At 71.7% G+C, this 22,200-nt stretch carries 20 protein-coding genes, 4 tRNA genes and 1 riboswitch; of the genes, 10 read left to right on the top strand and 14 right to left on the bottom strand.

Going from position 1 to position 22,200, the window contains the following annotated elements; all coding sequences use genetic code 11:
- Positions 1-8: 8 nt before the first annotated feature.
- The 8 genes from HD597_RS08410 to HD597_RS08375 all read right to left on the bottom strand — a co-directional run bounded on the left by HD597_RS08410 (position 9) and on the right by HD597_RS08375 (position 9,257).
- Positions 9-1,004 (bottom strand): ribonucleotide-diphosphate reductase subunit beta, encoded by a 996-nt coding sequence (locus HD597_RS08410; protein WP_253741234.1) that lies wholly within the window; start codon positions 1,002-1,004, stop codon positions 9-11.
- 13 nt (positions 1,005-1,017) lie between these two features.
- Positions 1,018-3,189: a ribonucleoside-diphosphate reductase subunit alpha gene (locus HD597_RS08405; protein ID WP_253741232.1), complete on the bottom strand. Its 2,172-nt coding sequence runs from the start codon at positions 3,187-3,189 to the stop codon at positions 1,018-1,020.
- Positions 3,190-3,300: 111 nt separating this feature from the next.
- Positions 3,301-3,496: riboswitch (cobalamin riboswitch) on the bottom strand.
- 4 nt (positions 3,497-3,500) lie between these two features.
- Complete coding sequence (locus HD597_RS08400; protein WP_253741230.1) at positions 3,501-4,520, bottom strand: Bug family tripartite tricarboxylate transporter substrate binding protein; 1,020 nt, start codon at positions 4,518-4,520, stop codon at positions 3,501-3,503.
- A 95-nt stretch (positions 4,521-4,615) separates the two neighbouring features.
- Positions 4,616-5,392 carry an SAM-dependent methyltransferase gene (locus tag HD597_RS08395; protein WP_253741228.1) on the bottom strand — a complete coding sequence of 259 codons (777 nt, stop codon included), beginning with the start codon at positions 5,390-5,392 and terminating at the stop codon, positions 4,616-4,618.
- A gap of 70 nt (positions 5,393-5,462) precedes the next feature.
- Positions 5,463-7,283, bottom strand: a complete 1,821-nt coding sequence (gene glmS / locus HD597_RS08390) for a glutamine--fructose-6-phosphate transaminase (isomerizing) (protein WP_253741227.1) — start codon at positions 7,281-7,283, stop codon at positions 5,463-5,465.
- Between the two features lie 11 nt (positions 7,284-7,294).
- Complete coding sequence (locus HD597_RS08385; protein WP_253741226.1) at positions 7,295-7,570, bottom strand: hypothetical protein; 276 nt, start codon at positions 7,568-7,570, stop codon at positions 7,295-7,297.
- A gap of 69 nt (positions 7,571-7,639) precedes the next feature.
- Positions 7,640-8,455 (bottom strand): ABC transporter permease, encoded by an 816-nt coding sequence (locus HD597_RS08380; RefSeq protein ID WP_253741224.1) that lies wholly within the window; start codon positions 8,453-8,455, stop codon positions 7,640-7,642.
- The gene (locus tag HD597_RS08375) at positions 8,439-9,257 is read right to left on the bottom strand and encodes an ABC transporter ATP-binding protein (protein ID WP_253741222.1); all 819 of its coding nucleotides are present in this window, start codon (positions 9,255-9,257) and stop codon (positions 8,439-8,441) included. The genes HD597_RS08380 and HD597_RS08375 overlap by 17 nt, the downstream gene beginning before the upstream one ends.
- Before the next feature lie 52 nt (positions 9,258-9,309).
- Here HD597_RS08375 and HD597_RS08370 point away from each other — a divergent pair, with 52 nt between their 5' ends.
- From HD597_RS08370 to HD597_RS08345, 6 genes are all read left to right on the top strand, one after another.
- Positions 9,310-9,921, top strand: a complete 612-nt coding sequence (locus HD597_RS08370; RefSeq protein WP_253741220.1) for a TetR/AcrR family transcriptional regulator — start codon at positions 9,310-9,312, stop codon at positions 9,919-9,921.
- Positions 9,922-9,985: 64 nt separating this feature from the next.
- Entirely contained in the window at positions 9,986-12,112 is a 2,127-nt protein-coding gene (locus HD597_RS08365) for an N-acetylmuramoyl-L-alanine amidase (RefSeq protein ID WP_253741218.1), read from the top strand.
- 92 nt (positions 12,113-12,204) lie between these two features.
- A tRNA-Gly gene (locus HD597_RS08360) sits at positions 12,205-12,276 on the top strand.
- Positions 12,277-12,291: 15 nt separating this feature from the next.
- A tRNA-Cys gene (locus HD597_RS08355) sits at positions 12,292-12,362 on the top strand.
- Positions 12,363-12,411: 49 nt separating this feature from the next.
- Positions 12,412-12,483: transfer RNA gene (locus tag HD597_RS08350), tRNA-Gly, on the top strand.
- 20 nt (positions 12,484-12,503) lie between these two features.
- Positions 12,504-12,578: transfer RNA gene (locus tag HD597_RS08345), tRNA-Val, on the top strand.
- A 7-nt stretch (positions 12,579-12,585) separates the two neighbouring features.
- On the opposite strand, the gene HD597_RS08340 is transcribed toward HD597_RS08345, so the two are convergent.
- On the bottom strand, positions 12,586-13,260 hold the full coding sequence (locus HD597_RS08340; protein ID WP_253741216.1) for a GNAT family N-acetyltransferase: 675 nt from the start codon (positions 13,258-13,260) through the stop codon (positions 12,586-12,588).
- A 105-nt stretch (positions 13,261-13,365) separates the two neighbouring features.
- Between HD597_RS08340 and HD597_RS08335 the strand changes: the two genes are divergently transcribed.
- Complete coding sequence (locus tag HD597_RS08335) at positions 13,366-14,121, top strand: class I SAM-dependent methyltransferase (RefSeq protein WP_253741214.1); 756 nt, start codon at positions 13,366-13,368, stop codon at positions 14,119-14,121.
- Positions 14,122-14,304: 183 nt separating this feature from the next.
- Positions 14,305-16,344 carry an ATP-binding protein gene (locus tag HD597_RS08330; RefSeq protein WP_253741212.1) on the top strand — a complete coding sequence of 680 codons (2,040 nt, stop codon included), beginning with the start codon at positions 14,305-14,307 and terminating at the stop codon, positions 16,342-16,344.
- Here the strand turns inward: HD597_RS08330 and HD597_RS08325 are convergent.
- Together HD597_RS08325 and HD597_RS08320 are read right to left on the bottom strand one after the other, a co-directional pair.
- Complete coding sequence (locus HD597_RS08325) at positions 16,272-16,655, bottom strand: VOC family protein (RefSeq protein ID WP_253741211.1); 384 nt, start codon at positions 16,653-16,655, stop codon at positions 16,272-16,274. The two genes, HD597_RS08330 and HD597_RS08325, sit on opposite strands and share 73 nt — an antisense overlap.
- A 30-nt stretch (positions 16,656-16,685) precedes the next feature.
- Positions 16,686-16,871, bottom strand: a complete 186-nt coding sequence (locus tag HD597_RS08320; protein WP_253741210.1) for a hypothetical protein — start codon at positions 16,869-16,871, stop codon at positions 16,686-16,688.
- Positions 16,872-16,995: 124 nt separating this feature from the next.
- Here HD597_RS08320 and HD597_RS08315 point away from each other — a divergent pair, with 124 nt between their 5' ends.
- Positions 16,996-17,781: a mechanosensitive ion channel family protein gene (locus HD597_RS08315; RefSeq protein WP_253741209.1), complete on the top strand. Its 786-nt coding sequence runs from the start codon at positions 16,996-16,998 to the stop codon at positions 17,779-17,781.
- A 76-nt stretch (positions 17,782-17,857) separates the two neighbouring features.
- Here the strand turns inward: HD597_RS08315 and HD597_RS08310 are convergent, their stop codons facing one another.
- A complete protein-coding gene (locus HD597_RS08310) occupies positions 17,858-18,169 on the bottom strand; it encodes a DUF6401 family natural product biosynthesis protein (RefSeq protein WP_253741208.1) in 312 nt (103 codons plus the stop codon).
- 27 nt (positions 18,170-18,196) lie between these two features.
- Positions 18,197-19,366 (bottom strand): 4-hydroxybenzoate 3-monooxygenase, encoded by a 1,170-nt coding sequence (locus tag HD597_RS08305; protein WP_253741207.1) that lies wholly within the window; start codon positions 19,364-19,366, stop codon positions 18,197-18,199.
- Between the two features lie 79 nt (positions 19,367-19,445).
- Here HD597_RS08305 and HD597_RS08300 point away from each other — a divergent pair, with 79 nt between their 5' ends.
- A complete protein-coding gene (locus HD597_RS08300; RefSeq protein WP_253741205.1) occupies positions 19,446-20,195 on the top strand; it encodes an IclR family transcriptional regulator in 750 nt (249 codons plus the stop codon).
- Positions 20,196-20,426: 231 nt separating this feature from the next.
- Here HD597_RS08300 and HD597_RS08295 read toward each other — a convergent pair whose 3' ends face one another.
- Entirely contained in the window at positions 20,427-22,193 is a 1,767-nt protein-coding gene (locus HD597_RS08295) for a thiamine pyrophosphate-dependent enzyme (protein ID WP_253741204.1), read from the bottom strand.
- Positions 22,194-22,200 lie beyond the last annotated feature (7 nt).

The following is a 22,200-nucleotide window of genomic DNA, read 5'->3' as shown; positions in this document are numbered from 1 at the left end:
CCTATGTATTAGAACGTCTCGTCAAAGGTCACATTTCCCTCAACTGCCACTTGATACGCGGAGACACGCCGTTCGAAGAAATTGGCCAGCTCCTGCACGTCCTGCAACTCCATGAACGCGAACGGGTTCGCCGAGCCGTACCGCCTGGGCATTCCCAGCCTGACCAGGCGCTGGTCGGCCACGTACTCCAGATACTGGCGCATCTGCTCCACGCTCATGCCGGGCATGCCCTGCCCGCACAGGTCCTCGGCGAAGGCCAGCTCCGCTGCCACCGCCTCCTCCAGCATCAGCGTCACCTGCTTGCCCAGCTCGTCGTCGAACAGCGACGGCTCCTCGGCGCGCACGGTGTCCACCACGCTGAACGCGAACTCCATGTGCATGGACTCGTCGCGGAACACCCAGTTCGTCCCCGTGGCCAGGCCGCCCAGCAGGCCGCGGGAGCGGAACCAGTAGACGTAGGCGAACGCGCCGTAGAAGAACAGGCCCTCGATGCAGGCGGCGAAGCAGATCAGGTTGAGCAGGAACTGCCGGCGCTGCTCAGCGCTCTCCAGCCGCTGCAGGCCCTCGATGGAGTCGATCCACCTGAAGCAGAACTCCGCCTTGTCGCGGATCGACGGGATGTGCTCGATGGCGGCGAACGCCTTGACCCGCTCGTCCGGGTCCGGCAGGTACGTGTCGAGCAGCGTGAGGTAGAACTGCACGTGCACGGCCTCCTCGAACAGCTGCCTGCTGAGGTAGAGGCGCGCTTCGGGGGCGTTGACGTGCTGGTAGAGGTTGAGCACCAGGTTGTTGGCCACGATGGAGTCGCCGGTGGCGAAGAAGGCGACCAGCCGGTTGATCAGGTGCCGCTCCTGCGGCGTCATCCTGGCCAGGTCGGCGAGGTCGTTGTGCAGGTCCACCTCCTCGACGGTCCACGTGTTGCGGATCGCGGCGCGGTAGCGCTCGTAGAAGTCCGGGTAACGCATGGGCCGGAGGGTGAGGTCCATTCCGGGGTCGAGCAGCATGAAAGAGGGCTCCTTACTGGCAGGCTTCGCAGGTTTCGGGGTTCTCGAGCGAGCAGGCGATCGCTTCCGGCGAGGGAGTGGCCACCGTGGTCTGCGCGATGCGGGTGGCGGGGCGGGAGCGCAGGTAGTACGTGGTCTTCAGGCCCTGCTTCCAGGCGTAGGCGTACATCGAGGAGAGCTTGCCGATGGTCGGGCTGGCCATGAAGAGGTTGAGCGACTGCGACTGGTCGATGTACGGCTGCCGCGCGGCCGCCAGGTCGATGAGCGCCTTCTGCGGCAGCTCCCACGCCGTGCGGTAGAGCACCTTGAGGTCGTCAGGGACGCCGGGCACCGTCTGCACCGAGCCGTCGGCCCGCTTGAGGTCGTCGCGCAGCTGCTGCGTCCACAGCCCGCGGGCCTGCAGGTCGGCCACCAGGTAGCGGTTGACCTGGAGGAACTCGCCGGACAGGGTCTCGCGCTTGAACACGTTGGACACCTGCGGCTCGATGCACTCGTAACAGCCGGCGATGGAGGCGATCGTGGCGGTCGGCGCGATGGCGATCATGAGCGAGTTGCGCAGGCCGGTGCGGGCGACCTTCCCGCGCAGCGCCTCCCACCGGGGGGACGAGGCCGCGCCGTAGTGGTCGGCGTGCAGGACGCCGCCGGCCGCGCGCGTCTCGCCGTACGACGGGTGCCGGCCGCGCTCGGCGGCCAGGTCCGCCGAGGTGTCGTACGCGGCCAGCGCGATCTCCTCGGAGATCTTGGTGGACAGCTCCAGCGCCCGCGGCGAGTCGAACGGCAGCCGCAGCGCGAAGAACACGTCGGCCAGCCCCATCAGGCCGAGCCCGATGGGCCGCCAGCGCTTGTTGGCCGCCTCGGCCTCGGGCGTCGGGTAGAAGCCGAGGTCGATGGTGCGGTCGAGGAAGCGTACGGCGGTGCGCACGGTACGGCGCAGCCGCTCCCAGTCCATGCCCCCCGCCGTGTCCCCCGCCACCAGGTGGGCCGCCAGGTTGATCGAGCCGAGGTTGCAGACCGCCGTCTCGGCGTCGCTGGTGACCTCCAGGATCTCGGTGCAGAGGTTCGACAGGTGGATGACGTTCTCGGGGCGGGCGGTCTGGTTGGAGGTGCGGTTGGCGGCGTCCTTGAACGTCATCCAGCCGTTGCCGGTCTGGGCGAGGGTGCGCATCATGCGGCCGTACAGGGTGCGCGCCGGGATCTGCCTGACCTGTCGCCCCTCGGCCTCGTAGGCCCGGTATCTCGCCTCGAACGCCTCCCCGTACAGGTCCGTGAGGTCGGGCGTCTCCTTGGGGTCGAACAGCGACCACATCTCGTCGGACTCGACCCGGCGCATGAACTCGTCGGGCACCCAGTTGGCCAGGTTCAGATTGTGCGTACGGCGGGCGTCCTCGCCGGTGTTGTCCCGCAGCTCCAGGAACTCCTCGATGTCGGCGTGCCAGGTCTCCAGGTAGACGCAGGCCGCGCCCTTGCGCCGGCCGCCCTGGTTGACCGCGGCCACGGACGAGTCCAGCGTGCGCAGCCAGGGCACGATGCCGTTGGAGTGACCGTTCGTACCCCTGATGAGGGAGCCGCGCGAACGCACCCGGGTCCAGGAGATGCCGATGCCTCCGGCGTACTTGGACAGCCGCGCCACCTGGCCGTACCTGTCGTAGATCCCCTCCAGCTCGTCGCGCGGCGAGTCGAGCAGGAAGCAGGACGAGAGCTGCGGGCGGCGCGCGCCGGAGTTGAACAGGGTGGGCGAGCTGGGCAGGTACGACAGCGTGGACATGAGCCCGTACAGCTCGGCCGCCTCGGCGACGCTCTCCGACAGCCCGCAGGCCACGCGCAGGAAGAAGTGCTGCGGCCGCTCCAGCACGTCGCGGGTCTCGGGGTGGCGCAGCAGGTAGCGGTCGTAGACGGTGCGCAGCCCGAAGTACTCGAACCGGTCGTCGGCCTCCTGCGAGATCAGCGCGTCCAGCTCGGCGGCGTGCGCGGCGACGAATCCGGCGAGCGCGTCCTGGATCAGCCCGGCCGCGTGGGTGGCCGCGATCGACTCCGAGAACGAGCGCACGCCCTGCCCTGCGGCCTCGTCGGCGATCTCCTCGGCCAGCAGCCGGGCGGCGACCCGGGAGTTGGCCGGGTCGGTGATCACCCGCGCGGCGGCCTCCTCGATGGCCAGGCGGCGGTCGACCTCGACGATCTGCGTCATGTTCGCTCTCCTCATCCCCGTGAGGGCATGCGAGAGCACGGCAGCACGCCAGGGGCGCACCACGTCGCGCTCCGGCCCACCCTCGAGACCCTGAACACTGCACGCCGGGCAGCACCCGGCATGCCGCTGGCAGGTCTTCGGGCTCGCGGGCACGCTCGATGGCACCTACTGGCCGTCGCTTCCCGGATCTCTCCAGTGCGTCTGACGGCGGTCGTTCCCGCTCACCGCTGCGGGGCAGCCCCGGAATCGCACCGGGTTCCCTTTTGCTCCGCCTCCAGGGAGGCGAACCAGCGACGAGCAGGATCCTACATCTAGTGGCCGTTCCCGCAACTGCCCCAGCATGTTGTGGCCTTGGTGGAGTCGAGCAACCCCAGATCGCGCAGTACGGCACGGGTGCGGGCCATCTCCGTGTCAAGCCAGCGGGCGAAGTCGTCGCCCGCGAGCGGGAGCGGGAGCCAGCCGGCGGCCAGGCAGGCCGCCTCCCACGCGCTGGATCCGATCACCTCCTCGCACATGCGCACGGCCGACTCGCGGCCGCCCTCCGGCATGTCCTCGGGCCCGAACGCGGCCGTCCAGTCGGCGAAGTCCACCCGCACCCCGCACTCCAGCAGCGTCGGCACGTCGAGGTCGGGCACGCGCCTGGCCGTGGACACCGCGAGCGCCCTGACCCGGCCGCGGCCGATGGCGGCGCGCCAGTCGGCCAGCGAGCCCGCGGCGGCGACCGCCTTGCCCGACAGCAGCGCGGAGACGCCCTCGCCCGTCCTCGGGTAGCCGGTGTAGTCGACCCGCCTGCCGTCCGCGCCGATGGCCCTGGCGATCAGGCCGAACAGCAGGTGGTCGGGCTCGCCCTGCGGCCCGCCCGCCAGCAGGGTCTGCTGGGGGCTGGCGAGGAGGCGGGCGGCGAAGTCGTCGAAGTCCCGCAGGGGCGAGCGGTCGGGCACGACCACGACCTCGACCTGGCCGCTGAGCCTGGCCAGCGGGGTGGCGGTGTCGAGCAGGCTCTGCGTGTTGTTCAGCTCGGCGGCGGCCAGCGCGGGCAGGCCGCTCACCGTGATCGCGAAACCGGCCGCCGTCCCTCCGCCGGCAGGCGGTCCTGCCGGGCTGCCGCTGATCGCGTGGCCGACGGCCGCCGCGAAGCCCGAGGCGCGGGCCGCCCCCGCGAACGCCTGCCCGACCCGGGCCCAGCGCCGCCCGCCCGTGTTGATCGAGAATCCGGTACGCAGCACGTTCCCCGCCCGTTCGGTGCCGCAGCCGGCCGCGCAGGCGATGGCGCCGAACCCGCAGGCGAGGAACCGCCGCCGGCGCATGTGCTTCTCCCTCGAATCCCCCATTACTCTAGGTTATTAACCCATTACCCGACGCTCTACACTCGTGCCATCGTCAACACCAAATCATCATTCTTGACGATTTTTCGTGATTTTCAGGCTTAATCGACTTTCTTTCCGACCCCGGCCATCAGCGACGACGGCAGCGACCAGTCCCCCACCAGCTTGGGCCGGTCCGGCCGCCAGTCGGTGGCCTGGACGAGCCCCGGCGGCTCCAGCGGCCACCCTCCGAAGAACGCCCGGATCTGCCCCGGGGACCGGTCGGTCCCGCCACCGGCCGACGAGCCCCGGTAGACACTCCTGGCCCGCTCCTCGTCCTCCAGGCCCCCCAGGGTCGTGGCGTGAGTGATCACCAGGAAGCCGCCCGGCGCCATCCGCTCGCGCAGCACCGCCACCGCCCGCTGCGGCCCCGCCGAGTCCGGCAGGAAGTGCAGGATCGAGACCAGCAGCACCGCGATCGGCCGGTCGAGATCGAGAAACTCGCCGGCCCTGGCCAGCACCTCCTCGGGGTCGAGCAGGTCGGCCTGGACGAAACGGGCCCTGCCCGGCGAGTGCCGGAGCAGGGCCGTGGCGTGTGCGGCGACGACGGGGTCGTGATCGACGTAGACGACCTTGGCCTCGGGCGCCACCTCGTGCGCGCTGCCCTGGGTGGGCAGCCCGCTGCCGAGGTCGAGGAACTGGTCGACCCCGGCTCGGGCGACATAACGTACGGCACGCTGGAGGAAGGCCCGGTTCGCGCGGGCCAGCGGGACCGCCTCCGGAATCAGCTCGGCGAGCTGGTCGATGGCCTGGCGGTCGACCGCGAAGTTGTCCTTCCCGCCGAGCATGTAGTCGTACATGCGTGCGGGATGAGGCTTCTGGTGGTCGGACTGCCGCACAGTATCGAATTTATGTCGTATCCAGCCAGATAACACTACCTTGGGAAGATTGTGGCTGAATTCAAGTCGGCTATTCGACCGTAACGCTCTTGGCGAGATTGCGCGGCTTGTCCACATCGCGGCCCAGTGCCACCGCAGCGTGGTACGCCAGGAGCTGCAGCGGGATCGTGAGCAGGATCGGGTCGAGCTCGATCTCGTTCTTGGGGATCACGATGACGTCGTCGGCCAGCTTGGCGCCGGGCTCGCGGTGCCCCACCATGAGCACCTGGCCGCCGCGGGCGCGGATCTCGCCGAGCGTGGTGAGGTTCTTGTCCAGCAGTTCGTCGTCGGGCACGATCGCCACCGTCGGCATGTCGGGGCCGATCAGCGCGAGCGGGCCGTGCTTGAGCTCGCTGGCCGGGTACGCCTCGGCGTGCACGTAGGAGATCTCCTTGAGCTTCTGCGCGCCCTCGCGGGCCACCGGGTAACCGCGCACCCGGCCGACGAACATCATGCTCGGGTGCGGCGCGTACTTCTTGGCCAGCTCGGCGATCTTGTCGCCCTGCTGCAGGATCTGCTCGATCTGGCCGGGCAGCTTGCGCAGGCCCTCCACGACGCGCCGCCCGTCGGCGGGCGACAGGTCGCGCACGCGGCCCAGGTGCAGGGCGAGCAGCGCGAACGCCACCGACGTCGAGGTGAACGCCTTGGTCGAGGCGACCGACACCTCCGGCCCCGCGTGCAGGTAGATGCCGCCGTCGACCTCGCGGGCGATGGCGCTGCCCACGGCGTTGACGATGCCGATGACCCGGCCGCCCTTGCGCTTGAGCTCCTGCACGGCGGCGAGCGTGTCGTAGGTCTCGCCCGACTGGCTGATCGCGACGTAGAGGGTGTCGGGGTCCACGACGGGGTTGCGGTAGCGGAACTCGCTGGCCGGCTCGGCGTCGGACGGGATGCGCGCCAGCTCCTCGATGAGCTGGGCGCCGATCTGGCCCGAGTAGTACGCCGACCCGCAGCCGATGATCTTCACCCGGCGGAAGCCCCGGGTCTCGCGGGCGTCCATGTTCAGGCCGCCGAGGTGGGCCACGTGGAAGCGCTCGTCGAGGCGGCCGCTCATGGTGCGGGTGATCGTCTCGGGCTGCTCGGAGATCTCCTTGAGCAGGTAGTGCTCGTAGCCGCCGGTGTCGTAGTGGCCGGCGTCCCAGTCGACGGTCAGCGGCTCCTTGGCCGTCTCGCGGGCGTCGCTGGCGAAGGTGTGGAAGCCGTCGGCCTTGAGCACGGCCAGCTCGCCGTCCTCCAGGTGCACGACCTGGCGCGTGTAGCGGACCAGCGCGGCCACGTCGGAGGCGGCGAACATCTCCTTCTCGCCGATGCCCAGCACGATCGGGCTGCCGTTGCGCGCCACGACCACCTCGCCGGGCCGCTCGGAGTCGATCACGGCGATGCCGTACGTGCCCACGACGCTCTTCAGCGTCTTCCTGACGGCCTCCTCCAGCGAGTCGTTCTCGTCGGCCGCGGCGGCGATCAGGTGCGCGAGCACCTCGGTGTCGGTCTCGGAGGCGAACACCACGCCGTCGGCCTCGAGCTTGGCGCGCAGCTCCCCGGCGTTCTCGATGATGCCGTTGTGCACGACCGCGATGCGCTCGTCGGTGGACAGGTGCGGGTGCGCGTTGACGTCGCTCGGCACGCCGTGCGTGGCCCACCGGGTGTGCCCGATGCCCAGGCCGCCCTTGAACCTGACCGGCACGACCTTGGCCAGATCCGCCACCCGGCCCTTGACCTTGCGTACCTTCAGGCCCTTGTTGGACACCACGACCCCGGCCGAGTCATAGCCCCGGTACTCCAGCCGCTGCAGGCCCTCCAGCAGGATGGGCGCGGCGTCCTTGGGGCCGACATAGGCCACGATTCCGCACATCGAGGTCTCCTCTATCCGTAAATGATCCTGCGTAGCTGCCTCAGGGACAGCTCTGGAGCCGCTACCCGCCGGCTCCGTAATTCGGCGGCGATCCGGGGAAAGATCTCGTCATTGGTGAAGCCCTTGGACTTCAGCTCGCCGTGGCGGCGGCGGACGTACTCCTCGGTCGTCTCGGAGAAGTACGCCAGCACGTCGGCGACCACGCGGGCGGCCTCCCCGGGGCCGAGCGGGCTCGTCCTCGTGAGATGCGCGATGAGATCTTCGTACGGATGCCGTGCCGTGGACACAGACGAGGACACTACGGCGCTGGAACGAGACACGCCAACATCCTGCCCGATATCGGGCAGGAAATGCTTCTAGGCGACAGCGGCACGGCTCCAGCCCTTGCTCAACCGCCTGCAGGCGAAGGCTCCGGCGGCCAGGCCGAGGGCCGCGAGCACCGCCGCCGGGCCCGCCGTACCGGCCGGATCGCCGCGGACGGCCGCCTGCAGCATGGTCGTGGCCCAGTAGCCGGGCGAGATCGGCGCGACGGCCTGCGCCCAGCCGGGCATCAGCGCGTACGGGACCAGTGCCCCGCCCAGCGCGCTGACCGACAGGGCGGCGATGTTGCACAGCGTGCTGAGCTCGCCCTGGCTGCGGACCACGCCGGCGATGGCGGTGCCCACGCAGAGCAGGGCGAAGCTCCACGCCGTCACGGCCAGCGCGAGCGGCCAGATCGGGCCCGCCGGGCGCATGCCGACGGCTAGCACGCCGTAGACCAGCAGCACCGTCTGCTGGACGAGCAGCACGGCGAAGACGGGCACGGCCTTGCCGATCAGGATCTCGGGGACGGTCGCCCTGGTGGCGCGCAGCCGGTCCCAGGTGCGCCAGGTGCGCTCGGTGAGGGTGGCGGTGGCGACGTCGGCCATCGACAACACCGAGAACATCACCAGCAGGCCCGTGACCGCCTGGGCCGGGTCGCCGAGCATGCCCTTGAAGATCAGCATGAGCACCATGGGCATGACCAGGTAGCTGACGAAGTGGGCGGGGTCGCGCCGGCGCAGCAGCAGGTTGTGGCCGGCCAGCACGGCGATCCTGCGCGGCGACGGGAGGCGGCTCGCCGGCACGCGGCGGTCCTCGATCGGACCGCCCTCGGGCAGGTCGCCCCCGGAAGGCTCAGGCGGCACGGTCATGGGACAGCTCCCGGTACAGGTCGTCGAGCGAGGGCTGGCGGATGTCGATGCCGAGCACCGGGCGGTCGAGGTCGCGCAGCAGGGCGGCCAGGGCCGCGGTCGGGTCGGTGGTGGTGACGGCGATGTCCTGGCCGCCGTCCACGCTCACCCGCACCTGCGACGGCAGATCCTTGAGCAGGTCGGCGCCGGCGCCGCGGGCGATCACCCGGCCGTTCCTGGCGACCGCGACCGTGGCGGCCAGCTCGGCCAGCTCCGGCAGGTAGTGGGTGCAGTAGACGACGGCGGCGCCGCGGCCGGCCCGCCGCCGCACGGCCGCCAGCAGCGCGGCGCGCGTCTCGGGGTCGGCGCCGGCCGTCGGCTCGTCGAGCAGCAGCACGCCGGGGTCGGCCAGGAGCGCGGTGGCGGCCTGCGCCCTGCGCTGCTGGCCGCCGGAGAGCACGCCCACCCGCCGGTCGAGCACGCCGGTGAGCGCCAGTTCCTCCGCCGTGCCCTCGACCGCCCTGGCCAGGGCCCGCCCGCGCAGCCCCGCCAGGCCGCCGAAGAGCCGCAGCGTCTCCCGTACGGTGATCGCGGGGTAGAGGGCGAGTTGCTGCGGCGCCATCCCCACCTCCCCCTCGACCCGCACGGACCCGGCGTCCGGCGCGGTCAGCCCCGCGGCGATCTCGAAGAACGTCGTCTTGCCCGCCCCGTTGTGCCCCACCAGCCCCGCGATCTCCCCCGGCGCCACCCGCAGCTCGAACCCGTCGAGCGCGGTGACCTCGCCGTACCGCTTGACCAGCCCCTCGGCTCTCAGCCTGACCATCACAGCCTCCTCAGTCTACGTTGTAGACTGCTCTACACTGTAGACTCGGCCCGTGCGGAAGCTCAAGACCTCCCGGCAGCCGGAAATCCTCGACGCGGCGCTCGCGATCGCCGACGAGCGCGGGCTCGACGCCCTGTCCATGCGCGCCGTGGCCGACCGCATCGGGGTGACGCCCATGGCCCTGTACGGCTACTTCCGCAACAAGGACGAGCTGCTGGACGGCCTGGTGGGGCGCCTGCTCACCGAGGTTGCCCCCGCCGGGCCCGGCGGCTCGTGGCAGGAGCGGCTGACCTCGGTCGCCTGGGCGACGCGGCGGGTGGCCAGGGAGCATCCTTCGGTCTTCCCGCTGTTGCTCTTCCGTTCCTCGGCCACGCCCGACGGGGTGCGGGTCGTGGACGCGATCTACCAGGCGCTGCTGGAGGCGGGGGTGCCGGAGGCGGAGGTGCCGCGGATGGAGCGGCTGGTGAGCACGTTCGTGCTCGGGTTCGCGGTCTCGGAGGCGAACGGGCGGTTCTCCAGCGCCTCGAACGCGTCGCGCACGCGGCGTGGCGGCGAGGACGCGCCGGCGCACCGGAGGCTGGCGGAGCATCTGGTGGTCGACGACTGGGACGCCGAATTCGCCGCTGATCTGGCTGATCTCATGCGTATCATCCGACCCGTCTGACACATCCCTTTCTGGGAATAGTTACGGTGAGTAGTCGTATCGTGACGTTCCTGGGGAGATGTTCATGCAGCTCTGGCTCGCCCTCGTCCTGGCCGCCGGCGTTCTCACCGCACCCGCCGACGTCCCGCGGGCCGCCGCGCCGGACGTGGGGAGGCAGGCCGAGTTCGCCGCGGCCGCGCGTGAGCACGGGGTCCCGGAGAGCGTGCTGCTCGCGGTGGCGTACCTGGAGTCGCGGTGGGACGCGAACGGGGGGCGGCCGAGCACGGCGGGCGGTTACGGGCCGATGCACCTGGTGGACGCGTTCCCCGGCGACGTACGCGCCCACGGTCACGCCTCCGCGCACGCAGGCACGATCATCGGGGACGCGCTCGGGGATCCTCGCGGCGACGACGCCCGGCCCATGTCCACCACGGTCACCGAGGCCCTGTCCCGCTCGGCGCTGCGCACGTCGGCCGCGGCGCCGCCCCGCACGACCCTTCCCGAGGCCGGGCGGCTGATCGACGTGGATCCCGCGCGGCTGCGGACGGACCCGGCGGCGAACATCCGCGCCGGCGCCGCCCTCCTGGCCTCCTACCAGGAACGCCCCAGCGCCGAGCCGGCCGACTGGCACGCGGCCGTCGCCCGGTACTCGGGGACGGACGATCCGGTGGCGTCCCGGGCGTTCGCGGACGAGGTGTTCTCGGTGATGCGGGAAGGGGCGGAGCGCCGTACGGACGACGGGCATCTGGTGCGGCTCGCTCCCGTGTCCGGCCTGCCCCCGGCGGGCGCCGCCCCCGCGGACGCCCGGCCCGGCACCCCCGCCCCATCGGCGGCCTCGCGGCCCGGCCCCACCACCTCACCCGCCACCTCACCGGCGGCCTCGCGGCCCGGCCCCGCCACCTCACCGGCGGGCCGGCAGCCCGACGCCGGCATCGAGGGATGGCCGGACGAGGAGGACGGGCTGCTCGCCGGGGCGGACGCCGACGCCCTGTGGGAGACCAGGCCCAAGACCCAGTCGTCGGCACAGGCGGAATGCCCGCCCTCGCTCACCTGCGAGTGGATGCCCGCCGCCTACAAACGCTTCGGCAAGAAGAAGGACCGCGACTACGGCAACCACGACCACCTGGCTCGCAAGCGCTCGGTCGACTACATCGTCATCCACGACACCGAGGGCACCTACCAGGGCATCCCCAGCCTGATCCGCAACCCGAAGTACGTGAGCTGGCACTACACGATCCGCTCCAGGGACGGGCACGTCGCCCAGCACGTGCCGACGAACGACATCGCCTGGCACGCGGGCAACTGGGACGTCAACACCCGCTCGATCGGCATCGAGCACGAGGGCTACCTGGCCAAGGGCGGCGCCTGGTACACGGAGGCGATGTACCGCTCGTCGGCCAGGCTCGTCAAGTACCTGGCCGCCAAGCACGACATCCCGCTCAACCGGGCCCACATCCTCGGCCACGACAACGTCCCGGGCACGACCCCGCAGACGGTCGCCGGCATGCACGAGGACCCGGGCCCGTACTGGGACTGGGAGCACTACTTCGAGCTGATGGACAAGCCGTTCAAGGCCGCCAAGGACGGCGATTCCATCATCATCCGTCCCTCGTACGCGTCCCACCGGCCGCGCTTCACCGGGTGCGTGGCCACCAAGCCCGCCCAGGCCTGCCCCGCGCACGGGGCGTCCACCGTCTGGCTGCACACGGCGCCGAGCCAGACCGCTCCCCTGGTGACCGACCTGGGCAAGCACCCGGGCAAGCCGAGCACGTACAGCGTGTACGACCACAGCGCCCGCGCCTCCACCGGCCAGCGTTACGCCGTCGCGGCCCGGCAGGGGGACTGGACGGCGATCTGGTACCTGGGGCAGAAGGCGTGGTTCCACAACCCGGCCTCGAACCCGACCGCCGTCCCGGCCAAGGGCCCGACGGTGACGCCGCTGTCGGGCGAGGTGAAGGTGTACGGGCGGGCGTACCCGGAGAAGTCCGCCTACAGCGGCGCCGCGCACCAGCCGCTGACCCCGCTCAAGTACAAGATCCCGCCGGGGCAGACGTACACGGTGGGTGACACCGTCACCGGCTCCTATTACGCCGCCAACGCCTACTCGCCGTCCAAGCACGTCACCACCACCGGCAAGACGCGCTACCACCAGATCCAGCTCGGGCACAGGGTGATGTTCGTCATGGCCAAGGACGTGCGTTTGATCGGTTGAATTTCGCTCCACGGGCCGCGCAGTGCGCACGGGCACTCTCCGGAGACGATATGGTTTTCCCGTGGCCCCGGTGCAGGTAGCCGGAGATTCACGCGGAAGTGGCTCAGTGGTAGAGCATCACCTTGCCAAGGTGAGGGTCGCGGGTTCGAATCCCGTCTTCCGCTCGGAGCAAGACTCCTGGTGGAGTGGCCGAGAGGCGAGGCAGCGGCCTGCAAAGCCGTCTACACGGGTTCAAATCCCGTCTCCACCTCGGTGATCTGCGGGTCCTTCGGGATCCGCTAAAGTAAGTGCAGCGCCATGCGGAAGTGGCTCAGTGGTAGAGCATCACCTTGCCAAGGTGAGGGTCGCGGGTTCGAATCCCGTCTTCCGCTCTGAGTTTCCAACTCAATAAGGACGATTAGCTCAGCGGGAGAGCGCTTCCCTGACACGGAAGAGGTCACTGGTTCAATCCCAGTATCGTCCACCAGCTCTTGTCAGAGTTCGGCCCCAGGCTCGTGGCTTTCCGCCGGAGTCTGGGGTTCGTCGTTTCCGCCCCGTTCTTCCAGCAGCCGGATCAGCCGCGCCCGGCACTGCGGCCACTCCTCGGCGATGACGGAGAACATCGCGGAGTCGCGCAGCAGGCCGTCCTCCCCCGGCGCCCACGACGGCGACCACCGGCGCAGCACACCCTCGAACCGCGCGCCCACCTTCTCCAGGGCCGCCCGCGAGCGCTCGTTGCGGGCGTCGGTCTTGAAGTCGACCCTGGCCACGCCCCAGCTCTCGAAGGCGTGAGCGAGCAGCAGCAGCTTCGTCTCCGTGTTCGTCCCGGTGCCCCGCGCGGATCCGCCGAGCCAGGTGAACCCGATCTCGACCGCGCACAGCCGGTCTCCTCCCGGCCACAGGCGCGGGTCCCAGTAGGCGGTCACGCCGACCGCGCGGCCCGACTCCCTGTTCACCTGCGCGTACGGGGCGAGCCGCCCCGCCGCCTGTCGCTGGAGTTGCGCGTCGATGTAGGCGCCGACCTCGTCCGCCCTCGGCACCCAGGTGAAGGTGTACGCGCTGCGGTCCTGCTCGGCTGCCACGGCCAGGTCGGCGGCGTGACGATGGCCGAGAGGCTCGAGGCGGACGAGTGCGCCTTCGAGCACGGGCCCCTCAAGCGTGAACGTCATCGGATGCACCCCCAGAGCGATCATCCTTGTCATCGTGAAGGCCGGGCGTCAACGGTTACGCTGGTGGCTGAGCGGATCCGTGGCACCGTGCGAAGGCGGGCTCCTGTGAGCGGTGATCCCTACCTCCGGCTCGGCGTCGGCTATGCCGATCAGCGGGTGCCCGACGCGCGGGTCGCGGCGATGATCGACGCGGCGCTCGGGGCGGCCGGGAGCGTGGTGAACGTGGGAGCGGGGGCGGGCTCGTACGAGCCCACCGGCCGTGCCGTGCTGGCCGTCGAGCCGTCGCCCGTGATGATCGCCCAGCGTCCCGCCGGGTCGGCGCCGGTGGTGCGGGCACGCGCCGAACGGTTGCCGCTCGCCGACGGGTCGTTCGACGCGGCGCTGGCCGTGCTCACCGTGCATCACTGGGGCGACGCCGCCGCCGGGCTCGCCGAGCTGCGCCGGGTCTCGGCGCGGCAGGTGGTGCTGACCTGGGACCCGGCGGTGACCGGGCGGTTCTGGCTGGTGCGCGACTACCTGCCCGAGTTGTCCCTGCTGGAGGCGGGGCTGGCGACGCTATCGACGGTCGTGGCCGAGCTCGGACGGGGTGGCGGTCGTACGACCGTGACACCCGTTCCGGTGCCGGCCGACTGCACGGACGGGTTCATGGGGGCGTACTGGCGGCGGCCGGAGCGGTACCTCGACCCGCTGGTACGGGCGTCCATCTCGGGCTTCGCGACCGTAGGCGAGGACGTCGCCGGCCTGGCGATGGCGCGGCTCGGTGAGGACCTGGAGTCGGGGCGGTGGAGGGAGCGGCACGGTGGGCTGCTCGGGCTCGAGGCGTTCGATCTGGGGTATCGGCTGGTCGTCTGTGAGGCTTGAGCACCGTTGCCGCTTGTGACCTGCGAGGCGGTGCCGCCCGCGTTCCGGACCGAACCCGCCGGCTGGTGGCCGACCGAGCAGGCCGGCGACCGCGGCCTGGCCGACCCCGGTGCAGGGCCGTGGAACGGTGGTGGCACGGCGGTGGCACGCCCCAGAAGCAGGGGGCTTGACGCCGGGAGTGAGATGACCGAGGCGCATGGGGTGTTGATCAGGCTGGCCGGGGCGTTCGCGGTCGAGCGGAACGGGGTGCCGTACCCTCGCGGGGCCGTCGGCGGGAAGGCGCGGGCGCTGTTGAAGCTGCTCGCGGCGGAGCGGGGCGGGGTGCTGGCCGCCGATCGCGTCGCGGAGGAGCTGTGGCCGGGCGGTGGCCCGAAACGGCCGGTGCAGAACGTGGCGACGCTGGTCAGCAGGCTGCGCGGGGCGCTGGGGGCCGGGATCGTGGTCGGCGGGCGGACCGGTTACCGGTTGGGCGGTGCGCCGGGCGTACGGGTGGATCTCGATCTGGCCGCCGAGCTCGTCGCCGAGGCGGAAGGGTGCCTGGCCGCCGGGGAGCCGGCGCTGGCCGGGGCTGCCGCGGGGCGGGCGGTGGAGCTGCTGCACGACGGCCTGGTGCTGGTCGGTGAGCCGGACACGCGGTGGGTGGCGGCGGCCAGGGAGGAGGCGGCCGGGCTGGTCCGGCGGGCCAGGCACGCGGGTGCCCGCTCCTGGCTGGGCGGCGCCGACCCGGTCAGGGCGCGGCGGGCCGCCGAGGCCGCGGTGCGGGCGGATCCGTTCGACGAGGTGGCGTACCGGCTGCTGATGCGGGCGCACGTGGCGACGGGCGAGCCCGCCAAGGCGCTGCTTGCCTACGAGCGGTTGCGGGGGCGGCTGGTGGCCGAGCTCGGCACGGACCCCGCGGCCGAGACGCGAGCGGTGCACCTGGCCGTCCTGCGGGAGGAGGACGGGCGCGCTGAGCTGGACGGGCTCGGTGAGGGCGGCCGGCTCGGCGGGCGTGGTGGGCTGGCTGGGCCGGATGCGCTCGGCGGGCGTGGAGGGCAGGCCAGGCCGGATGGGCTCCGCGGGCCTGGAAGGCACGGTGGGCACGGTGGGCTTGGCGGGCGGGGCGCGGAGTTGGCGGTGGTCTCCGGGGCGTGGGCGCGGGCCGTGTCGGGGGGTACTGGGGTGTTGCTGATCGCCGGGGAGGCCGGGGCCGGCAAGTCGCGGCTGGCCGCCGAGGCGGAGCGGATGGCGGGCGCGACGGGCGGGACGGTGCTGCGGGCGCGCTGTCATGAGATCGAGCGGGCGCTGTTCCTGCAGCCGTTCGTGGACGCGCTGCGGCCGCGCGTCGCGCACCTGGCCGGGGACGTGCTGCGCGGGCTGGCGGGTGACCGGGCGCCCGCGCTGGAGTCGCTGGTGCGGGGGCGGAGCATGGAGCGCCGGTACGCGTACGAGGCGGTGACCGCGTTCCTTCGGGCGCTGGCCTCGCGCGAGCCGGTGCTGCTGGTCTTGGAGGACCTGCACGCGGCCGGGGCTGCCACGGTGGAGCTCGTGCACTACCTGGCACGGCGGGTGTCGGGGGTGCGGCTGCTGATCGTCGCGACGGCGCTCAGCGGGGAGGGCGGGGTGAGCGAGCTGCTGCGCGGGGTGGTGGAGGTGGTTCGTCCGGGGCCGCTGCCGGCCTCGGTGGTGCTGGAGCTGGCGGGCGATGCGGAGCTGGCGGAGGCGGTGTATCGCCGTACGGGAGGGCAGCCGCAGCTCGTGGCCGCCTTGCTGGCCGAGGTGGAGGTGCGTGAGCGCGGGCCCGCGGTGGCCGAGGTGGGTGAGTGCGGGACCGCGGTGGCCGAGCTCGCAGGCGGAGGCGTGGGCGGGGCGGGCTCCGACGCGGTGCGGGCGATCGTGCTGGGGCGGTTGCGCGGGCTCGGCGAGCCGGTGTTGCGGGCGTTGCGGGCGGCGAGCGTGGTGGGCGGGGCGTTCGATCCCGTGCTGCTCGGTGCGGTGCTGGGGCTGGCGCCGCAGGAGGTGGCCGGGCACTGCGAGCGGGCTCTGAGCAGGGGGCTGCTGGTGGTGCGGGGCAGCTCGTACGAGTTCGCGGAGGCGCTGACCCGCGACGTCCTGTACGCCACCACCCCGGCCCCCACCCGGGCGGTCTACGAGCGGTGTGCCGCGGAGGCTCAGGGCCAGGTCTTGGCCTCGGCCTCGAACACGGCCGGATCGCTCTCGACGGGCAGCACGCACATCAGGTGACCACCGGGGGCCCGAAGGATCCGGCACTCCTGCCACCGCGACACCTCGACGGCCCCGAGCCCGGTCAGCCGCCGGGTCTCCGCCTCGACGTCGTCGCTCTCGAAGTCGAGGTGGAAGCGGGGCTCGCCCTCCTCGATCGCCTGCACCGCCACGGCCAGGCCGGGGACGGCCCCGTGCAGGGAGATGAACTGCTCTTCCGAGGGCAGCGGGCGGGCCGTCGCTCCCAGCGCGGCGGCCCAGAACGCCGTCGCCGCCTCGGCCTCGGTGGCGGGGGTGTCGATCAGGAGGGCGAAGACCCGGCTGCGGTGCATGACGATCACCCCAACGGGCGCCGGAGCCCGTCAGCGGGGGTGCGGCGGGCCCGGGTCCGGGAGCAGGACGGCCGGCAGGGTGCTGTCCGGGTGCATGCGGAGAAGCTGGTAGGCCACGCCGCCGAGGCCGGGGAGCAGGCAGGGCGGGAAGGCCCGGTCCGCGCCTTCTGCGAGCCGGCCTTCTCGGTCCGGCCGGTCGTTTCCGGATGGTGCCACCCGGCGTTGCGCATCCCTTGCAGTGGGAGGTATGTCGCCTTGTGCGAAGTTTTGAGGACAGAGCGTGTATGGAGCGGTTGAGGGCGGGTAGCGCCGAGGCATTGGCTCCTCGGGGGAGGAAACCGTGGATATCAACATCGGCCAGGGCCTTTCAGACGCCTGGCGGCAAATAGCGACGTTCGTGCCCAGGATGGTCGCGTTCCTGGTGATTCTGCTCATCGGGTGGATCGTGGCCAAGGCGCTGGAGAAGATCGTCGACAAGGTGCTCGAACGGGTCGGCTTCGACCGCGCGGTGGAGCGCAGTGGCGTGCGTCGCTGGCTGGAACGCAGCAAGTACGACGCCAGCAGCCTGCTCGCGAAGATCGTCTTCTATGCGATCCTGCTGGTCACCCTGCAGATAGCCTTCAACGTCTTCGGCCCCAACCCGGTCTCGGCGCTGCTGGCCGGAGTGGTCGGCTGGCTGCCCAAGGCCCTCGTGGCCATCGTGATCATCGTGGTGGCCGGGGCGGTGGCCAAGGCCGTCAAGGACATCGTGGGCGGCATGCTCGGCGGGCTGTCGTACGGTCGCTGGGTGGCGACCGCGGCGGCGGTGTTCATCTGGGCGCTGGGCATCATCGCCGCGCTCAACCAGATCGGCGTGGCCACGACCGTGACGACGCCCGTGCTCATCACGGTGCTCGCCACGATCGGGGCGATCGCGGCGATCGGCATCGGGGGCGGGCTCGTCCGGCCCATGCAGCAGCGGTGGGAGCGCTGGCTGGGGCGGATCGAGCAGGAGGCTCCGCAGGCCAGGGCGCACGCCGAGGCCTACCAGCGGGGGCGTGAGGACGCCCGCGCCATGACGGAGGAGACGGCGCCGATCCGGACGTCGCCCGGCGGAGCGCACCGCTCCGACATGCCTCCGGGCTGAGGCTCCGCGTGCCCCGGGCGAACCGCCGCCCGGGGCACTTTCAGGCCAGGGCGGAGCGATCGTCTTCCGGCGAACCTCAGGCGGGGTGGCCGTCTTCGAGCAGGTCCAGCTCGCGGGTCAGCCAGCACACCGCCGTCAGCCGCAGCGACGGCGCGTCCGGCTCGCCGGTGAAGGCCCAGCCGCGGTGCCGCAGCTCGTCGAGGAAGCCCAGCAGGTAGTCGCCGAGCGTCTCCCGGTCGAGCGGGATGGCGTCACGCAGCACCGCCGCGTGCTGGTCGACCGCGGCCAGCAGCCCCGGATCGCCGTCCATCCTCGTGAGCTGGGCGTCACCCAGGGCGTGCATGAGCCAGCGCAGGGGCGAAGCCGCCCATCCCTCCTCGAAGACCACGCGCCAAGGTTAAGGCATGTCCCGAGGTCAGCGGCCCGGCTCGAACGGCAGGCCCACGTAGTTCTCCGCCAGCGTGGTGGCCGCCGCCTCCGACGAGGTCACGTAGTCGAGGTAGGACAGCTGCAGCTTGCGCGCGTACGGATCGTCCTCCTCGAACGTGTGCAGCAGCGTCGTCATCCACCACGAGAAGTGCTGCGCCCGCCACACCCGCTTCAGGCAGGCGTCCGAGTACCCGTCGAGCAGCTCGGTCGAGCCGCTGCCGAAGTACGCCGCCAGCGCCTCGGTCAGCACCCGCACGTCGGCCACGGCCAGGTTGAGGCCCTTGGCCCCGGTGGGCGGGACGATGTGGGCGGCGTCCCCCGCCAGGTAGAGCCGCCCGTACTGCATGGGCTCGGCCACGAACCCGCGCATCGGCGTGATGCCCCGCTCCATGATCTCGCCGGTGGCCAGCCCGAAGCCGGGCACGGTCTCCAGCCGGGTCCGCAGCTCCTGCCAGATCCGCTCGTCCGGCCAGTCCTCGAGCCGGGCGTCGGCGGGGACCTGCAGGTAGAAGCGGCTGACGGCGGGCGAGCGCATGCTGTGCAGGGCGAAGCCGCGCTCGGTCCTGGCGTAGATCAGCTCCTCCGAGGACGGCGCCACGCGCGCCAGGATGCCGAGCCAGGCGAAGGGATAATCACGCTCGAACACGCTCAGGACGCCCTCCGGGACGGCCGGCCGGGACACCCCGTGGAAGCCGTCGCAGCCCGCGACCACGTCGCAGTCGAGCCGCTCGCCGCCGAACGTGATGTACGGCTGCGACTCCAGCGAGTGCAGCTCCACGTCCTCGACCTCGAACCGCACGTCACCCCCCGCCGCCAGCCTGGCCGCGATCAGGTCCTTGACCACTTCCTGCTGCCCGTACACGGTGATGGCCCGGCCCGGCACCAGCTTCTCGAACGGGATGCGGTGCCCCGCGCCGCCGTACCTGAGCTCGATGCCGTGGTGCGGCAGCCCCTCGCGCAGCATCCGCTCGCCGACGCCGGCCTCCACCAGCGTGTCCACCGTGCCCTGCTCCAGCACCCCGGCGCGCACGCGGCGCTCGACGTACTCGCGGCTGCGCTTCTCCAGCACCACGGAGGAGATGCCGCGCAGGTGGAGCAGGTGTGACAGAAGCAGACCAGCGGGGCCCGCCCCGATGATCCCGACCTGAGTTCGCATGAAGGAAGCATCCAGCCTCGGCCGGGGTTTCGCCGAGAGGGCTCTTCCGCTCAGTGGAAAACTCATGCAGGATTGCGGCATGTCAGGTGGGGCACGGGAGCCGGGGCGCTCGGTGACGTCCAAGGTGCTGGCCATCCTGGGGGCGTTCGACGCGGCGCGCCCGCAGCTCACGCTGACCGAGCTGGCCGCGCGCAGCGGGGTGCCGCTGAGCACGGCGCACCGGCTGGTCGGCGAGCTGGAGGAGTGGCAGGCGCTCAGCCGCTCGCCCGACGGGCGGCTGCGGGTCGGGCCGCGGCTGTGGGAGCTGGGCCAGCTCGCGCCGAACCGGCTGCAGGAGCTGGCGCATCCGTGGCTCCAGGACCTGTTCGGCTCCACGGGCGAGAACGTGCACCTCGCGGTCAGGGACGGTCTCGAGGTGCTGTACGTGGACAAGGTGTACGGCAGGCGGGCCGTGCCCATCGTGTCCAGGATCGGCGGCCGGCTGCCGATGCATCCCACGGGGGTCGGCAAGGCGCTGCTGGCGTACGAGCCTGACTGGTTCGTCAAGTCCTACCTGGCGCGCAAACTCGAACGCCCCACCCCGCACACGATCACCGAGCCGGGGCGGCTGGCCAGGGAGCTGGCGGTGGTGCGCACGCAGGGGTACGCCCTCACCTACGAGGAGATGACGCCCGGCTCGTGCTCGGCGGCGGCCCCGGTCCTGGTGGACGGGCGGCCGGTTGCGGCGCTGGGCATCGTGCTCTCCTCGCGCCGTGCCCGCGAGCTGCCCCGGCTGGTGGAGCCGCTGCGCGCCGCCGCCACCGGCATCGCCCGGGCGTACGGCGGCTAGGACGGCAGGTGGCGGGCACGCCGCGCGCGCCCGCCACCCGTCCGTGCGTGCCGCTCATCTCGTCGCGATCGTCCGCTGGTCGGACCGGTCGATCACGGCCCTACCGGCGAGCGGGCGGCTCAGACGCACTTCGTGCTCGTAGGAGTAGGCCATCAGGCCCCGAACATCAGCGTGGCGGTCAGCGTGCGCCCGTCCGGCGCACACGCCGTGCCCCGCCCAGGGGTGGCCTCTCTAGTCACCCAGTTTCTGGATGCGGTCCTTGAAGAGCGTGGTCGCGATGGCGGCCTTGTGCGGCTGCCCCTTGAGGAAGGCCTGGGCGAAGCTCTTGGCCTGGTCGTAGGAGACCTTGCCGGGCATGGGCGGCTCGTTCGGGTTGACGTCCACGTCCACCAGCGCGGGCCCGTCGTGGTGGAGCGCCTGCCCGATCGCGTGCGCCACGTCCTCCGACTTGGTCACCTTGGCCCCGAACCCGCCGCACGACCGTGCCCAGGCCGAGAAGTCGGCCTCGGGCTGGGCGTAGCGGACGCCGTGCTCGGGGTAGCCGAGCACCATCTGCTCCCACAGGATCTGGCCGAGCGAGTTGTTGTTGTTGATGATCACCTTGATCGGCAGCCGGTGCTGCACCGCGGTGAGGAACTCGGCCATCAGCATCGAGAAGCCGCCGTCCCCGACGTAGGCGATGACCTGGCGGCCGGGGAAGGCGTGCTGCATGGCGATCGCGTACGGCAGGCCGGGCGCCATCGTGGCCAGCGTGCCCGACAGGTAGAACTCGCGCCCGCCGCGGATCGTCCAGTGGCGGGCCGCCCAGGTGGCGATGGTGCCGCTGTCGCAGGTCATGATGGCGTCGTCGGTGGCGAGCTCGTCGAGGATGGACATGACGTACTGCGGCGCGATGGGGTCGCGGTCGGGGTTCTCCAGGGACTCCATGTCGGAGCGCCACTTGGCCATCATCTTCTGATATTTCGCGAGATGGCCGTTGCCGTCCCGGCGGCCCAGCAGCGGCAGCAGCGCCCGCAGGCCCTCCTTGGCGTCGCACACCACGGGCACGTCCGTCGCGATCCGCGCCCCCGCCCGCGTCGGGTCCGCCTCGAACTGCACCACCCGCGTGTCCCGCACCTCCGGCAGGAACTTGGAGTAGGGAAAGTTCGTGCCCACCATGAACAGCACGTCCGCCTCCTCCATCAGCTCCTCGCTCGGCCGCGTGCCGAGCAGGCCGAGCCCGCCCGTCGTGTACGGCGAGTCGTCCGGGATGACCGCCTTGCCCGGCAACGTCTTGACCACGGGCGCGCCAAGCACCTCGGCCACGGCCAGCACCTCCTCCCTGGCGTGCAGCGCGCCCTGCCCGACGAGCATGGCGGGCCGCTCGGCCCGGTTCAGCACCTCGGCCGCCCACTCGATGTCCTCCTGCCGGGGCATGCCGGACGCCTGGAGATACACGGGCGCCGTCTGCGGCGCCCGCACCGGGGCGACGCTCTTGTACGGGTCCGCCCCCGCCTCGGCCACCTGGATGTCGTTGGGCAGGGTGAGGTGGGAGACCCCGCGCCGCGCGTAGGACGTACGGATGGCCAGATCCACCAGCGAGGGAAGCTGGGCCGGGTTGGTGACCATCATGTTGTACTCGGCCACGTCGGCGAAGAGCTTGTCCAGGTGGACTTCCTGCTGGTAGCCGGTGCCCAGCACGGACGTCTCCTGCATGCCCGTGATGGCCAGCACCGGCACGTGGTCGAGCTTGGCGTCGTAGAGGCCGTTCAGCAGGTGGATGCCGCCCGGGCCGGAGGTGGCCAGGCACACGCCGATGCGCCCGGTGGCCTTGGCGTAGCCGGTGGCCATGAACGCCGCGGCCTCCTCGTGGTGGACGAGGACGAAGCGCACCCGGTCGCGGTGGCGCCGCAGCCCCTCCATGATGCCGTTGATGCCGTCACCAGGCAGGCCGAAGACGGTGTCGACGCCCCATGCCACGAGCCGTTCGATCAGGGATTCGGATGCGATTCGAGCCATGTGTGCG

The organism is Nonomuraea thailandensis (assembly GCF_024172165.1).
GTDB classification, from domain to species: domain Bacteria; phylum Actinomycetota; class Actinomycetes; order Streptosporangiales; family Streptosporangiaceae; genus Nonomuraea; species Nonomuraea thailandensis.
The sequence above is the reverse complement of the archived record's forward strand: the minus strand, read 5'-3'. Positions and strand labels throughout refer to the sequence as shown.